The organism is Nitrincola alkalilacustris, from assembly GCF_008973755.1.
Classification (GTDB): Bacteria; Pseudomonadota; Gammaproteobacteria; order Pseudomonadales; family Balneatricaceae; genus Nitrincola; species Nitrincola alkalilacustris.
The window spans coordinates 99,953-114,684 of record NZ_WBOM01000001.1; the positions used below are offsets into that span (position 1 = coordinate 99,953).

Here is a 14,732-nt window from a genome sequence, read left to right on the forward strand (position 1 = left end):
GCCAAGGGGTTCAACATCGCTTCCCGGATGGTCGAGATCGGCCTCGATGTTGTTTTTTATCCTGCTGCTGGCGACCTTCTTTCTTTACTCGCGTGGCAATAAAGTTGTTCCTTATCTGCTGACCTTTTATGCGATCGGTTATCTGGTTCTTTATCAGGTGCGCTTTGATCGCGGCACTGCCTGGCTGTTTGTCAGCCTGACACTATTCCCTCTGCTGGGTGATATGGCGAATATCCTGATGCAGCGAACGGTGCCATCCAGTCTTGAGGTGATGGTGCGCAACCTGCCACTGGTCCTGCCGCTGATGGCATTGCTGCACTATCGTCGGATCGGACCTGAGTTGCTGCTGAATAGCATCAGTCTGCTGCTGGTGATGGCGTTGCTACTTATTCTGGTGCAGTACACGGGCCTGATCGAGTTCGGGACTATCCTGATGTATCAGTGGCGCCCTTCACTCTGGTTTAACCCGGTGCCCTTCTCCAATGCGATAGTATTCTTTGCCGTTTTTCTATTGGGTCTGTCGCTGCAGTGCAATCTGCAGCGGATCTGGCCGGCTCTGCTGGCGGGTATTGGTGCGTCGTTATTAATGGTGCTGTTGAGTGAAACCCGTGGCTCGCTCTTGGCGCTGTCGCTGGTGGCGCTTTGTTATCTGCTGTTCCTGTTTCGGCGCCATCGGATCTCTCCCGCCATGCTGGTGATGTTGATAGCGTTGATCAGTATCAGTCTGATGCTTGTTTTCGGGTTGCAGGCGGAACGGCTGCAACTGGGGTTGGATGAGTTCAGGTCCTATTTTACTGGGGGTGCCCAGGAAACCTCTGTGGGGATCCGTCTGCAGGTATGGCAACTTGCCTGGCAGTTATTCCTGGATCAACCGCTGCTGGGTGCGGGTGTGGAGGCGGCAATCGAAATCAAACAGCAGATGGTATTGGTCGGTGAGATCCCGGCGTATGTCGCGATGCATCATGCGCACTCAGACATACTGGACAGTCTTGAACGTGCTGGTCTGGTGGGACTGGCAGGGCTGTTCTGGCTGTATTGCATACCGGTGATTTTCCTGCGCCGTCGTGGCTGTACCTGGCTGGAGATTGCCCCGCTGCTGATGCTGATCGTGGCTGCTTTTCTCTGTGGTCTGACCGATACGCCGCTGCGCAATGGCGTGTCGGGGAATGCCTTTTACCTGTGTCTGATGTTTGGTCTGGCGCTGGCTCTGAATCTGCGTGCCGCTCGGCTGGGAGAGGCAGGTTGATGAGCCGGTCACTGCGTATCGTGCACGCGCTCTGTTCCGACCGCAAAGGTGGTCTGGAACAGGCCTATGTGCATATGACGCAGGCGCTGTTGCAGCTCGGGCATGAGGTGCATGCATGGATTCCCGGACAGGCTCCTTATACGGCACAGTTGCCCGGCGAAGCTCTGCTGCAGCCGTTCGACCCGAGAGGTTTCTATGATCCAGTTGAAATGCTCCGCAGTTGGCTGCGACTCAAGCGGCTGCAGCCGGACCTGATCATGACTCACAACGCCCGTGCTACCTCACTGCTGTGCCGTGCACGTACAGGTTTGGGCATACCGGTCATGGGCGTTGCACACAGTTACAAGCATCAGCGCATGCGTGGTGTGGATCATCTGTTGGTGCTGACGGAGCATATGCGACAGCACCATCTGCAGCAGGGGTTCCGCGATGCACAGGTGCATCTCTTTCCCAATATGTTGCCCCATTTTCCCGAGGCTCCTCTGCCGCTTAAGAGCAGCGAGCCGGTTCAACTGGGCTTTATCGGACGTCTCGACCCGGAGAAAGGGTTGGCGGATCTGTTGCAGGCGCTTTCGATGCTTAAGCAACGGGGCAAGGAGCCGAGGCTGCGCGTCGCCGGCAGCGGTGCAGAGCAGGCACGACTGATTCAGCAGTTGCAGCAGCTTGGCCTGCAGGATCAGGTAGTGTTCGATGGCTGGATCACGGATATCCGAGGCTGGCTGCAGAGTATTGATCTACTGGTGGTGCCCTCACGCGAAGAGACCTTCGGGCTGGTCGTACTGGAGGGGATGGCGCATGGGCGACCGGTACTGGCTACAAGCACTCCGGGACCTGCCAGTCTGATACAGGATGGTGCTGATGGCTGGCTGACTCCGCCGACCGATCCCACCTCACTGGCGAAGGCTCTGGAGCTGGCTTTGCAGTCCCGATCAGCCTGGCCGATGATCACCGAAAGTGCCTATCAGAAGGCGCAGACCTACCGGATGGAAGCGCTGTTGCCGTCTCTGCAAACCTTGCTGATCCGCGCCACCGGGTCTCGATAACACCTCATCTGGCTTAGGCAGTGGTTATGCCTGACTCATCGTTTTTGCGACAATTCTGATTATTTGGCTACGCTTCTGCCAACTCTCTGCTACTTTGATGCATGAGTTACATGCCAATCAGCCATGCGTCAGGAGATGATCATGAGTGCACTCGTTCACCGTTCATGGGTACCCGAAGGTTGCGAAACGCTTATCCAGCAACTGGCCGAGCAAACGGCACTATCCGACATTCCTGATATTGCGGCGCGGATTAATGCGCTGGTGGAGCAGAATCGCCAGATCCACGAGCGTGATTGTTTCAACCTCAACCCCGCCACTAATGTGATGAATCCGCGTGCAGAGGCGGTTCTGTCGGCTGGGCTGGGTTCCAGGCCTTCGCTCGGCTATCCCGGTGACAAGTATGAGATGGGGTTGGAAGCGATCGAAGAGATAGAGGTCATCGCGGCTGAACTCTGTGCTGAGGTGTTTCGGGCACCCTATGCTGAGATCCGTGTGGCATCCGGTGCGCTGGCCAATCTCTATGGCTTTATGGCGATCTGCCAGCCGGGCGATGCGATTATTGTTCCTCCAGCCAACATCGGTGGGCATGTTACGCACCATGGCCCGGGTTGTGCCGGGCTCTATGGATTGCAGATCCATCAGGCACCGGTTGATAGTGATGGTTATACGCTGGATGTCGAGGGGTTGCGTCAACTGGCGCAACGGGTGAAGCCGAAGCTGATCACCGTGGGTGGCAGCCTCAATCTGTTTCCTCATCCAGTCAAGGCGGTGCGCCAGATCGCGGACGAAGTGGGCGCCAAAGTGCTGTTCGATGCTGCGCACCAGTGCGGCATTATCGCTGGTGGCAGTTGGCCCAATCCGCTGCACGAAGGCGCACATCTGATGACGATGAGTACCTACAAGAGCCTGGGTGGTCCGGCGGGAGGCCTGATCGTAACCGTTGATGCCGAGCTGGCGCAGCGTCTGGACAGTATCGCCTTCCCGGGGCTGACAGCGAATTTTGACGCGGCAAAATCAGCAGCACTGGCGCTGACAATGCTGGACTGGAAAGCCTATGGCGCCGACTACAGCCATACCATGATCGAGCTGGCGCAGACTTTTGCCTGTGAGCTGCATGATCAAGGAGTACCGGTGTTTGCGCACGCACGCGGCTTTACCCAATCCCATCAATTCGCCATCGAGGCAGCTGCTTATGGCGGCGGACAGGCTGCGTCGAAACATCTGCGCAAGGCTGGATTTCTCGCCTGTGGTATCGGATTGCCGATCGCACCGGTCGAAGGGGATATGAATGGGCTACGCATAGGCACGCCGGAACTGGCGCGCTGGGGTGTACGAGTGGAGGATATTCCACAACTGGCTAATCTGGTCGCAGCTGCACTGACATCCTCAGCACCCGAGCAGTTGGCTGCTGAGGTCGCACAGCTGCGTGCCCGTTTTAATCGGCTGCACTTTGTTTGTGAATAAAGGGCTGTGAATGAATAGGCTGTGATGCGTTGAACTCTAAGTTAAAATAACGAACCCTGTTAATTTAACTTAGGGGTGAAAATAAAATAAGTGCATAGATTATTTTGTTTTCACATTTTGGCATTGTGCAAAGCGGGATATCAGGCCTCTTGCGTTGAAGATAGCTGTTTATCCATCCTTGTCAGTTTTGATACAACTCTGTTCATACAACTTGATCTGACGCAGAAAGCGGCTGTAGGCGAAGTTCATCGCGTAGATGTAGCCCATCAGGCCACCTCGCCAGTAGCCGCGGAAGAAGTAGCCGCTGATGAAGCCGCTCCAGAAATCGACGATGATGCGGAAGGTGCTGGGTTTGCGGCCACGGGCACGCATATCGCTGGCCTGGGCTTCGGTGTAACCGTTCATCTTTGCTACACGATGATGGAAGGAGAGCAGTGAGTCGTGCGCCATACGTCCCTTGAGCTTGGCTGTACGCGCATCCGGGTTCATCTGCACACGATCATGCACCGGGCTTTCGCTGTAGCGCCCCTTGCTCAGCTTATAGAGGCGGACCGGTTTGTAGGGTGTGTAGGCGCTGAGGCGGTCGGTGCCGTAGAGGCGGTCGTGGATGGCGATGAAGTAGCCATCGGCCAGCGCTTCTCCTGAAGCAAACAGCTGCTCAATCTCCTCGCGCAACTCCGGCAGAATGCGCTCATCAGCATCAATATTGAGTATCCAGTCGTTACGAGCCTGCTCTTCGGCAAAGCGCTTCTGCTGACCATATCCCGGCCATGGGTTGTACAGCGTGCGTGCGCCGGCTTGTGCAGAGACTGCGACCGTCTCATCCTTGCTGCCGGAGTCGATCACGATCACCTCGTCGCACCAGTCGATGACGCTCTCGATGGCAGCGGCGATGCGGTCCGCTTCGTTTACGGCGATGATGGTAACGGAGATGGGTAGTCTGGCAGGCATGTGGAGTCCGGTTTGATGGCCGAGGTCTGAGGTGTTCGCGCCTGCAGAGTACAGCTTCTGACGGGTACGATCACATGAGCTGTTATGGTACCTGCTTGCGTGAAGCAGGTGAATAGTCTGGGTGGGTTGACATTAAACGTGGCTGGCCTATCTTGGTAACTTGACCACTAATGGGGAGATCCCGCGCGCCATGTCGCATTTCAGTCTCAGAACCTGCACGCTGACACAGCATCCTGTGGCTCACGAGCATACCTATCATCAGTTGATTCTGGCGACTTCCGGTGCAACAGAGCTTAGTGTGGAGGGGCGGGGCGCGCGCATTACACGTGAACTGGGTTGTCTGATCCCCTCGCATTATCATCATGCCTATCAGGGGGATGGTGATAATCGTACGCTGGTGCTGGATATCCCGCTGAGTAGCATGGCGATGTTTCCCTGTGCGGATGAGCTGGAGCGGATCTTTGCCCGGCCTGATTTTTTTCGTGTCTCGCCCGAACTGAACCGCCTGGCATCTGCTTTGATGCAACAGTTGGAGCTGTTTCCCGAGTTGCGCAAGGATATCGCTACCCTGCTGCTGCGCAGTCTCTATCTGAGTATTTACCGACGGCATCTGCCTAATTCAGAGCCCGAAACGACATCCAGACATTATCGAGCCCGACTGGATATTGATCTGATCAATGCCCATATCGATGCCCATCTGGGTGATGAGATACAGGTGGAGCAACTGGCTGCGTTGTGTGCGCTGAGCCCCGGTCATTTTCATGCCAGTTTTCGCCATGCAACCGGCCAGACTCCGATCAGCTATGTGCAGCAAAGGCGGTTGGAGCATGCGCGGGCTCTGGTGCGTCACAGTGAGTTGTCGCTGGGACAGATCGCGTCACTGATCGGCTTCAGTGATCAGGGCAGCTTCACGCGTGCTTATCGCCGGGTGTTTCATATCACTCCTACGGCGCATCGGCGCGCCTGATCAGCACTTACTGCTGACTTCAGCTTGTCTGTAACCTTCCTGCTTTCTGCCTCTGCTTTCTGTCTCTAATATCTGCCATTGATATATGAGTCTCGGGCAAATATGTCTTAGCCAAGGGCAAGCAGAAATGCTGTTGCTGCCCTATCCTGATACTTAGACTCTTGGGTGAATGATTATGAAATTTTACTATTCCGATCGTCAAAACCTCCATGCTCCGGCGACTTTTCTGCTCAGAGGCAAGCCTGCGCCCTCACCGGAAGGCCCTGTGCGTGCCGAGATACTGCTGGCCGAAATGGCGCAGCTGGGTATCACGCTGAGTGAGCCGGATGGGCTGACATCTACCGAAAACGAAGCCCGCCTGCGCGAGCGTCTGGCGCGGATTCATACCCCGCGTTACCTGAATTTTCTGGAAACGATTCATGCCCGCTGGCGTGAGATGCCGGGCGCGTCCGAGGTGGTGGCGCCCAATGTGCACCCCTGTGCAGGCGGAAGGCAATACCCGGATCATCCCATCGGCCAGGCAGGCTGGCATCTGCACGATATGGCCTGCCCGATCGGGCCAGACAGTTTTGCCGGGATACTCGCCAGTGCTGCCACGGCGGAAGCGGCTGCGCTCAGTGTTGTACAGGGCGAAGCGTCGGCTTATGCACTGTGTCGGCCACCGGGGCATCATGCGGGGCCTGAGCAGATCGGTGGTTTCTGCTACCTGAACAACTCGGCGCTGGCCGCCACGGTGTTGCGAGAAAAGTATGATCGGGTGGCGATCGTGGATGTTGATCTGCACCACGGCAATGGCACTCAGGATATTTTCTATCGGCGTTCCGATGTCTGGACCGGCTCCCTGCATGCCGATACACGCGAGTTCTACCCCTTCTTCTGGGGGCAGGACAATGAGACAGGTGAAGGCGAAGGCAAGGGCTTTAACGTCAATATCCCGCTGCCATTGGGCAGTGACGGGGCAGTCTTCTGTCAGGCCCTTGAGCAACTGCTGGAAAGACTGGATCAGTTTCGTCCGCAGGCGGTGGTTGTGGCGCTGGGTCTGGATGCCCACAAGGATGATCCGCTGGCGGGCCTGATGCTGGAAACCAGCGATTTCCAGCGCATCGGTGAGCGTCTGGCAAAACTGCAACTGCCCACAGTGCTGGTTCAGGAGGGCGGTTATCCCACTGAGGCGCTGGGGAACAATCTGGCGGCGTTTTTGAACGGCTTCAGGGGGACCTGAGCTGAATCAGGCGTAGTTGTATCAAACCAAATTTAACCAATGAAGGAAGAGAGCCATGAGTATTACTTATCAAGGAAGCAACAACCGCATGAGTCAGGTAACCATCCACAGGGATACGGTCTATCTGGCTGGTCAGGTGGCAGTGGATGCCAGCGCTGGTATGCGGGGGCAAACTGAACAGATTCTGGCGGGGATCGATGCATTGCTGGCCGAAGCCGGCACAGCAAAGGATCATCTGCTGTCTGCGACCATCTGGGTCACCGATATGAGCGAGTTCAATGAGATGAATGCCGCCTGGGATGCCTGGGTTGCGCCGGGTCGTCCACCGGTTCGTGCCTGTGTTGAAGCCAAGCTGGCCAAGCCGGAATGGAAGGTTGAGATCATGGTCGTGGCTGCACTGCCGGGAGCTTGATCATGCGGATGATAACGGCACAGGAGGTGGCTGCGGCGCTGCCCTGGGATGCGCTGGTGAGTCGGCTGGAGAGGGTGTTCCGCGAGGGTGTTGAAGCTCCGCCGCGCCATCATCACACCATGCATCGTGAGGATGGTGATGCAACGATGCTGCTGATGCCAGCCTGGGAAGCGCGTGGTTATATCGGTATGAAAATGGTCAATGTGTTCCCCCAGAATGCGGCGCAGGGGTTGCCTGCGATCTCCGGTGCCTATCTGCTCAGCGATGGCCGACATGGCATGATGCTGGCCTGTATGGATGGCAGCGAGCTGACCAAGCGTCGCACGGCTGCGGCGTCGGCACTGGCGGCTCGGGCGCTGGCGCGGGAAGATGCCAGTTCGCTGCTGATTGTGGGAACCGGCAAGCTGGCGCCGATGCTGATCGAGGCGCATGCGGCTGTGCGGCCCATCACGCGCGTGCGTATCTGGGGCCGTCAGCTCAGCAAGTCTCGGGCGATTGCCGCTGATTATGCCGACCGTTTCGATTGCGAGGCCGTAGAGGATCTGGAGGCGGCAGCGCGTGAAGCCGATATCATCAGCTGCGCCACTCTGTCGACCGACGCACTGATCAAGGGAGCATGGCTCAAACCGGGTGCGCATCTGGATCTGGTCGGGGCCTTCCGCCCTGATATGCGTGAATCCGATGCGCAGTGTATGGCGCGGGCCGAGGTGTTTGTGGATACCTATGCCGGTGCCAGAGGCGAGGCGGGTGATCTGCTGCAGGCGATTAAGGAAGGCGAGTTTGCATTGGATCGGATACAGGCTGATCTGGCCGAGCTTATGCGTGGCGAGCATGCCGGGCGCAGCAGTGCTGATGCGATTACGCTGTTCAAATCGGTCGGTGCTTCGCTGGAGGATCTGGCTGCCGCCATAGAGGTTTGGGAGCAACTGGAGCACGCAGAATGAGCAGGCCTGCGTCAGGGACTGGCTTTTTCTGGCATGAGCGCTGCTTCTGGCACGATCAGGGAGCGATCGGTGTTTTCTCTGAGCCGGGCTGGTTCATGCAGCCGCAACCGGCTTCGGAAAGTCCTGAGAGCAAGCGGCGGTTGAAAAACCTGCTGGAGATATCCGGTCTGATCGATGAGTTGGAGGTGCGTAAACCCGCACCGGCCAGTCGTGAAGATCTGCTCACATTCCATACCCCTCAATATCTGGATCGGCTGGAAGCGGGTGACCAGCTCGGCAGAGGCAATGCCGGTGAGGCGGCACCTTTCACCCGTGGCAGTCTGGCGGCCGCACAGCAGTCAGCTGGCTTGGCTGTGGCGGCTGTTGAAGCGGTGCTGCGAGGGGAGCTGCGCAATGCCTATGCGCTGTGCCGCCCGCCTGGACATCATGCCGAGGCGGATCGCGGGCGTGGCTTCTGTCTGCTCGGCAATATTCCGATTGCAGTGAATCGTGCGCGCCAGTTGGGGTTACTGGAACGGGTAGCGATACTCGACTGGGATGTACACCATGGCAACGGACAGCAGGATGCGTTCTATACCGACCCTCAGGTGCTGACCATTTCCATACATCAGGCCGCCAACTATCCACTGGAGAGCGGCGGCTTTGAGGAGCAGGGCGATGGAGCTGGGCTGGGATGTAACCTTAATCTTCCGATGCCACCGGGAAGCGGAATCGGTGCTTATGATTATGCGATGGAAAAACTCATCCTGCCGGCAATTGAGGCCTTTGCACCGGAGCTGATTATTGTTGCCTGTGGCTATGATGCCTGTGCCAAGGACCCGCTGGGCAAGATGATGCTGAACAGTGAAGCCTTCGGGCGGATGACGCAACAGGTGCAGGCGGTGGCGGATCGTTGCTGCCAGGGGCGGCTAGTGATGACGCATGAAGGGGGCTATTCCGAGGGCTATGTGCCTTTCTGTGGACATGCCGTGATCGCGGCGCTGGCCGACAGCGATATCCAGGCAACGGATCCGCAGAATGAGGAGATCGCAGCCTGGGGTTATCAGTCGTTGCAGCCGCACCAGCAGGCGTTGATTGATAGTTGGGTTGAGGCGTTTTTCAAGCAGAGGTATTGAATGCATATCGTCATTATCGGCGCCGGTGTGGTGGGTGTGACCACGGCATATGCCTTGAGTCAGCGCGGTCACAGGGTGACGGTTATCGAGCAGTTATCCAGTGCCGGTCAGGAGACCAGTCGGGCCAATGCCGGGCAGCGCAGCTATGGCTATGTCTATCCCTGGGCGTCCCCGGCGATGATCAAAAAGGCGCTTCCGTGGCTGTTGCAGAAAGATGGCCCATTGAAGATGCAGGTGCCTCCGAGTCTTGAGGCACTGCGCTTTCTGTTTGCCACCTGGCGCTATGCTAAGCCGGGTATCTTTGAGGCCAACAAGCGTGCCATGCTGCAACTCGCTGCCTACAGTCGTGAGTGCTTTCATACACTGGAAACTGAACTGCCGCTGGCATTTGATGGCGAGCAGGGCGGCGTGATGGAACTGGCCAGCGATGCAGCCAGCGCAGCGAGTCTGCAGTCAGCGCTGCCACTGCTGCGCGAAGTCGGCGTGCCCCATCGCTTCCTGAATGCAGAGGAGACTCTGGCGCAGGAACCGGCCCTGGCAGACAATGGTCCTCTGCTGGGTGCGCTGTGGTTACCGGAGGATGGGACTGGTGACTGCTGCCACTTCAGTCAGGCGCTGGCGATGGCCTGTGAGGCTCAGGGCGTAGAGTTTCGTTATAACACTCGAGTTGATTCGGTAGCGCTGGATCGTGAACAGGTGGCCGGACTGCTGCTCAAGCCTGCTGACCAGGCACATTCAGAATCAGAAAAAGAGCACCTTGAGGCGGATGCCTTTGTCCTCTGCGCTGGAACAGCATCCAGCCGTCTCGGATGGATGTTTGGTAGTCGGCTGATGATCTATCCAGTCAAGGGCTACTCGCTGACCGCTCCACTGATAGACCCTGATAAGGCTCCGCGCTTTTCGGTGATTGATGATCGTTTCAAGGTAGTGACGACTCGCCTGGGATCGCGCATGCGTGCGACCGGCTTTGTCGAATTGACGGGTATGAATCGTGACATACCTGAGGCGCGGCTGGATACGATCCGTCGTGCTGTCGCGTCGCGTTTTCCGGGCGCAGCCGATATGACTCAGGCAGAACCCTGGGCAGGGTTTCGGCCGATGACGCCGGATGGCCCGCCGCTGATCGGGCGCGGCCGTTATCACAACCTCTATCTGAATACCGGGCATGGTACCTTTGGCTGGACCCTGTCAGCGGCCAGTGCGCAGTTGATTGCGCAGTTGGTTGATGGTGAAACCCCGGCAGTGTCATTGGATGCCTTCCGGCCGGATCGATTTGATTAAGAGGCTGACCGAGAGTAACGACCAAGAACGGCATGTCCGCAGCAGGTCAGTCTATTCTCGGACAGCCTCCTGCTCAGGGCTGAACCTTTTGCTATAATGCAGCGCCTGCCGGGATCTGTTCGCCTGGCGTTTCATGCGAATGGATTCATCCAGGAGAGACCGGTAATGGCCCAGTTCAATATGGCCCAGTCCACAATAGCCCAGTCTACAACAGCCCAGTTCAGAACCCTGCAGATCATCGGCAGTAAGAAACTGGGCGGTGCCGAGAGTTTTTTCGTGCGCCTGCATCAGGCACTGAACAGCAGTGGTATTCCCTCAACGGCCGTAACACCAGCGGCAAGTGAGCTTAATGCCGCGCTGATTCCGCCCTTGCAGCATGCCCCGATGCGCAGTGTGTTCGATCCCTTCTCCCATCTGGCGCTGCGCTCGCTGATCCGGCGCGAAAAACCCGATATCGTGCAGACCTGGATGGGGCGCGCCACCCGTCTGGTGCATCTGCCCCCTGGCAAAGGGCCGGTTCATGTTGCCCGTCTGGGCGGCTTTTATGATCCGGCTCAGTATCGTCATGCCCATGCCCTGGTGGGCAATACTCGTGGCATCTGTGATTATCTGATCCGTAAGGGGGTGGCGGCGGATAAGGTGCACTTCATCAGTAACTTTGTGCCCGAGCCGCGTGACGCTGAACAGGCTGAAGTGGATGCTTTGCGTCAAAGTCTGGGACTGCCTGCTGAGGCACGGGTGATTTTTGCACTCGGACGACTGCATGAGAATAAAGGGTTCGATACCTTGATCTACGCATTTGAAAAGCTTCCGGCTGAGCTGGATGGTCGTCCGCTGCATCTGCTGATCGCCGGTGAGGGGCCGCTGCGTTCCGAACTGGATGCGCAGGTGGCGCAGTCTGCGGCGGCATCACGTATTCATCTGCCCGGTTGGCAGCGGGATGCGATCCCCTCGTTTGCTCTGGCTGATATTTTTGTCTGCCCCTCGCGTCATGAACCGCTGGGCAATGTGATTTTGGAAGCCTGGGCAAACCGTGTGCCGGTAGTCAGTACCCGCTCCAATGGTGCACTGGAGCTGATTGAGGAGGGTCGTAGTGGCCTGCTGGTCGATATAGATCAGGCACAGGAGATGGCCGATGCGATGCAGGTCCTGCTGATGTCGACACCGGCAGAGCGGGAAGCGCTGATCGATGCCGGGCAACAGGTACTTAAGACGAGCTTCAGCCAGGAGGTGATCGTCGGTGCCTACCGCGAGCTGTATCAGCAACTGCTGGCAGGTCAGCGCTGAATGTGTGGTATTGCGGGAATCTATACACCGGGGCGGGCGGTTGATACCTCTCGTACCCGTGCGATTCTGGACGCGCTGCAGCATCGCGGGCCGGATGGAGAGGGGCAGTTTATCGACCGCGATCTGGCGTTGCTGCATACCCGTCTGTCGATCATCGATCTCGAACATGGCCGTCAGCCGCTGCATGCTGCAGATCAGCAGGCGGTGCTGGTGGCCAATGGTGAGATCTACAACCACCCTGAGTTGCGCGCCGGCCTGATCGCTCAGGGGGCCCGTTTTCTGACAGGCTCCGACTGCGAAGTGGTGCTGCCACTCTATCAGTCTCATGCGAATGCATTTGAGTATCCGGAGCGCTTCTGCTCACAACTGAACGGCATGTTTGCCTTTGCTCTGTTTGACCGCCAGCAGCGCAGCCTGCTGCTGGTGCGTGATCGCTTTGGTATCAAGCCACTCTATTACAGCCTGATCAATGGCGGCGTGGCTTTTGCGTCCGAGATCAAGGCGCTGTTGCCGATGCTGGACAGATCGCCTCAGGCCAATGGCGATGCGCTGGCGCGCTTTCTGCAGATCAATTTCAGTTCAGGTGATGATACTGCGATCGAGGGGATCCGGCGCCTGCCGCCCGGTGGCTTTCTGCGCCTGGATGCACAGGGGCGGTTCAGCGAAGGGCGCTGGTGGGATATGGCGCAGGCGCTGGAAGCTCAGCCAGATTTCACCGGCTCCGAGACAGATGCAGTGGAAACCTTTGATCACCTGCTGCAGCAGTCGATGTGCGAGCACTTGCGCTCGGATGTGCCGGTAGGCCTGTTTCTGTCAGGCGGTGTGGATTCCAGCATTCTGGCCAGAAGTCTGCAACGGGCTGGGGCTAGGCTGGGGGCAGGTGAAAAGGGCTCGCGTGCCTGGAGCCTCGGCTTCGAGACTCAGTCGGTGCATGATGAAGCCAGTCAGGCACAGTTGATTGCTCAGGCGACCGGAGTGGAGCTTGAACTGATCCGCAGTGATCCGGTGCGACTGTTTGACCGGCTGGTGTTCTCCATCTGGGCTGGCGATGAGCTGATGGGCGATTTTGCCAATCTGCCGACACTGGCGCTGGCACAGCAGGCGTCTGCCTCGCACAAGGTGGTGCTGAGTGGTGAGGGAGGGGATGAGGTGTTTGCCGGTTATGGCCGCTATCGCATGCCGCGTCTGCAGCGCTGGTTGCTGGCGGCCAGAGCGCCGGGCAGCGGAGGCTTTCGTACCCGTGGTCGTTTCAGTAAGGGGGCCAATGCTGGCCTGTTGCAGTCAGCCTGGCGTCAGCAGCATATGACACCCTGGCGCGACCCCTTCATTCTGCACTGGCAGCAGCAGGGCGCCCAGAACAGTATGACGCGGATGCAGGCGGTGGATATGCAGACCTGGCTGGTTGATGATCTGCTGGTCAAGGCGGATCGAATGCTGATGGCCTATGGCGTTGAGGGACGTGTGCCGTTTCTGGATCATCGGCTGGTGCTGTTCGGTCTGTCGTTACCGGATCAGCTGAAACGTCAGGGCAGGATCGGCAAGATCATTCCGCGCCGCTGGCTGGAGCAGAATCTGCAGAGCGCCGCGCAACAGGGGCGTAAAAAAGGATTCACTGTGCCTGTGCGTGATTGGTTGCAGGCACTGCCGGCGGATGCACTGCTCAGCGCGCTGACAGGTTCGGCTTTGCTGATGCAGATCACCACCCCTGCAGCAGTCAAAAAGCTGATTGCGCGCCAACAGCAGGGGGACAAACGGGCGGTCGAACCGCTGGCGGCCTTTATCCAACTGGCGATCTGGTCACGTCTGTATATCGAAGGCACACCTCAACGGCCACCAGAGATCGTCGAACCGATCAGCTGGTTGCTGGATCACTTTTGATATAAATAGTTCTTACCCTTAGGGTGGGTCTTGAAGCGCCGATGCACCCACATGTACTGGGCAGGGTCCTTGCGGATCGCTCGCTCTATCTCCTGATTGATACGGGTCGCATCGGCAACATCGTCACCAGTCGGGAAGGGCTCAATAAGGGGAAAGATCTCCACCTCGTAACGGTTATCCGGCAGACGATGCTGTGAAGCCATCAGAATCGGTGATTGATTCAGCTTTGCCAGACGACTGGTGGCGGTAATCGTGGCAGCCTGAACACCAAAAAAGGGTGCATAGACCGACTGATGCGCCCCGAAATCCTGATCCGGCGCATACCAGATGATCTCGTTGGCTCTCAGCGCGCGCAGCACCTGACGCAGGTTGGAGCGCTCGATTGTGTTGGAGGTGCGGCTCCGGCCCTTGTCGATCACAGCTTCCAGCACGGGGTTGTTGTGGCGCCGGTACATGGTGTTGAACGGATAGTAGAAGCCGAGCAGCACGCCACCCAGATCCAGTGCGGTGAAGTGCGCACCGAGCAGAATCACCCCGCGTCCCTGTTTCAGGGCCGCATCCAGATGTTCACAACCCTTGATCTGTGTCCGCTCGCGAAACCACTCTTTCGGTGCCCACCAGGCCATCCCGGCCTCCATCACACCGATGGCGTTGTGGATAAACACCTCACGGGCCATTTTGTCGCGGGCGGCCTGATCCAGCTCAGGGAAGCACAGGCGCAGATTCACCTCGGTGATATGACGCCTACGCCGCGCCAGATGGTAGAGCAGGACTCCCAGTGATCGGCCAGTTTTGAGCTGAACACCATAGGGCAACAGGGCTATCAGGCGCAGCAAGCCGATCCAGATCCAGGTCGGCCAGTGGCGGGGTGCATAGAGAGAAGCGGGTTTGTTTTGACTCACAAGCGACATCAGCTTTCGGA

The 14,732-nt window shown here is 57.9% G+C and carries 13 protein-coding genes; 11 read left to right on the forward strand and 2 right to left on the reverse strand.

Features of this window, described 5'->3' with window-relative positions:
- Positions 1-46: 46 nt before the first annotated feature.
- The 3 genes from F7R27_RS00475 (at position 47) to F7R27_RS00485 (ending at position 3,753) form a co-directional block, all read left to right on the forward strand.
- Positions 47-1,246, forward strand: coding sequence for an O-antigen ligase family protein (locus F7R27_RS00475; protein WP_151702263.1), 1,200 nt, complete (start codon positions 47-49; stop codon positions 1,244-1,246).
- A complete protein-coding gene (locus tag F7R27_RS00480) occupies positions 1,246-2,289 on the forward strand; it encodes a glycosyltransferase family 4 protein (protein ID WP_151702264.1) in 1,044 nt (347 codons plus the stop codon). Before F7R27_RS00475 ends, F7R27_RS00480 begins: the two co-directional genes overlap by 1 nt.
- Positions 2,290-2,430: 141 nt before the next feature.
- The gene (locus F7R27_RS00485) at positions 2,431-3,753 is read left to right on the forward strand and encodes a serine hydroxymethyltransferase (protein ID WP_151702265.1); all 1,323 of its coding nucleotides are present in this window, start codon (positions 2,431-2,433) and stop codon (positions 3,751-3,753) included.
- Positions 3,754-3,921: 168 nt separating this feature from the next.
- On the opposite strand, the gene F7R27_RS00490 is transcribed toward F7R27_RS00485, so the two are convergent.
- Positions 3,922-4,704: a glycosyltransferase family 2 protein gene (locus tag F7R27_RS00490; RefSeq protein WP_151702266.1), complete on the reverse strand. Its 783-nt coding sequence runs from the start codon at positions 4,702-4,704 to the stop codon at positions 3,922-3,924.
- Positions 4,705-4,894: 190 nt separating this feature from the next.
- Between F7R27_RS00490 and F7R27_RS00495 the strand changes: the two genes are divergently transcribed.
- From F7R27_RS00495 to asnB, 8 genes are all read left to right on the forward strand, one after another.
- Positions 4,895-5,671 carry an AraC family transcriptional regulator gene (locus tag F7R27_RS00495; protein ID WP_151702267.1) on the forward strand — a complete coding sequence of 259 codons (777 nt, stop codon included), beginning with the start codon at positions 4,895-4,897 and terminating at the stop codon, positions 5,669-5,671.
- Positions 5,672-5,846: 175 nt separating this feature from the next.
- The gene (locus F7R27_RS00500; RefSeq protein WP_151702268.1) at positions 5,847-6,893 is read left to right on the forward strand and encodes a histone deacetylase family protein; all 1,047 of its coding nucleotides are present in this window, start codon (positions 5,847-5,849) and stop codon (positions 6,891-6,893) included.
- Between the two features lie 55 nt (positions 6,894-6,948).
- Positions 6,949-7,305, forward strand: coding sequence for a RidA family protein (locus F7R27_RS00505; RefSeq protein WP_151702269.1), 357 nt, complete (start codon positions 6,949-6,951; stop codon positions 7,303-7,305).
- A gap of 2 nt (positions 7,306-7,307) precedes the next feature.
- Positions 7,308-8,249 carry a bifunctional Delta(1)-pyrroline-2-carboxylate/Delta(1)-piperideine-2-carboxylate reductase gene (gene lhpI / locus F7R27_RS00510; RefSeq protein WP_151702270.1) on the forward strand — a complete coding sequence of 314 codons (942 nt, stop codon included), beginning with the start codon at positions 7,308-7,310 and terminating at the stop codon, positions 8,247-8,249.
- Positions 8,246-9,364 (forward strand): class II histone deacetylase, encoded by a 1,119-nt coding sequence (locus F7R27_RS00515; RefSeq protein ID WP_151702271.1) that lies wholly within the window; start codon positions 8,246-8,248, stop codon positions 9,362-9,364. The genes lhpI and F7R27_RS00515 overlap by 4 nt, the downstream gene beginning before the upstream one ends.
- On the forward strand, positions 9,365-10,645 hold the full coding sequence (locus F7R27_RS00520; RefSeq protein WP_151702272.1) for a D-amino acid dehydrogenase: 1,281 nt from the start codon (positions 9,365-9,367) through the stop codon (positions 10,643-10,645).
- Positions 10,646-10,810: 165 nt separating this feature from the next.
- Positions 10,811-11,932 carry a glycosyltransferase gene (locus tag F7R27_RS00525; RefSeq protein ID WP_206060329.1) on the forward strand — a complete coding sequence of 374 codons (1,122 nt, stop codon included), beginning with the start codon at positions 10,811-10,813 and terminating at the stop codon, positions 11,930-11,932.
- Positions 11,933-13,810, forward strand: coding sequence for an asparagine synthase (glutamine-hydrolyzing) (gene asnB, locus F7R27_RS00530; protein WP_151702273.1), 1,878 nt, complete (start codon positions 11,933-11,935; stop codon positions 13,808-13,810). It begins immediately after the preceding gene.
- On the opposite strand, the gene lpxL is transcribed toward asnB, so the two are convergent.
- A complete protein-coding gene (gene lpxL, locus F7R27_RS00535; protein ID WP_151702274.1) occupies positions 13,801-14,721 on the reverse strand; it encodes an LpxL/LpxP family Kdo(2)-lipid IV(A) lauroyl/palmitoleoyl acyltransferase in 921 nt (306 codons plus the stop codon). The genes asnB and lpxL overlap by 10 nt on opposite strands.
- Positions 14,722-14,732: the final 11 nt, after the last annotated feature.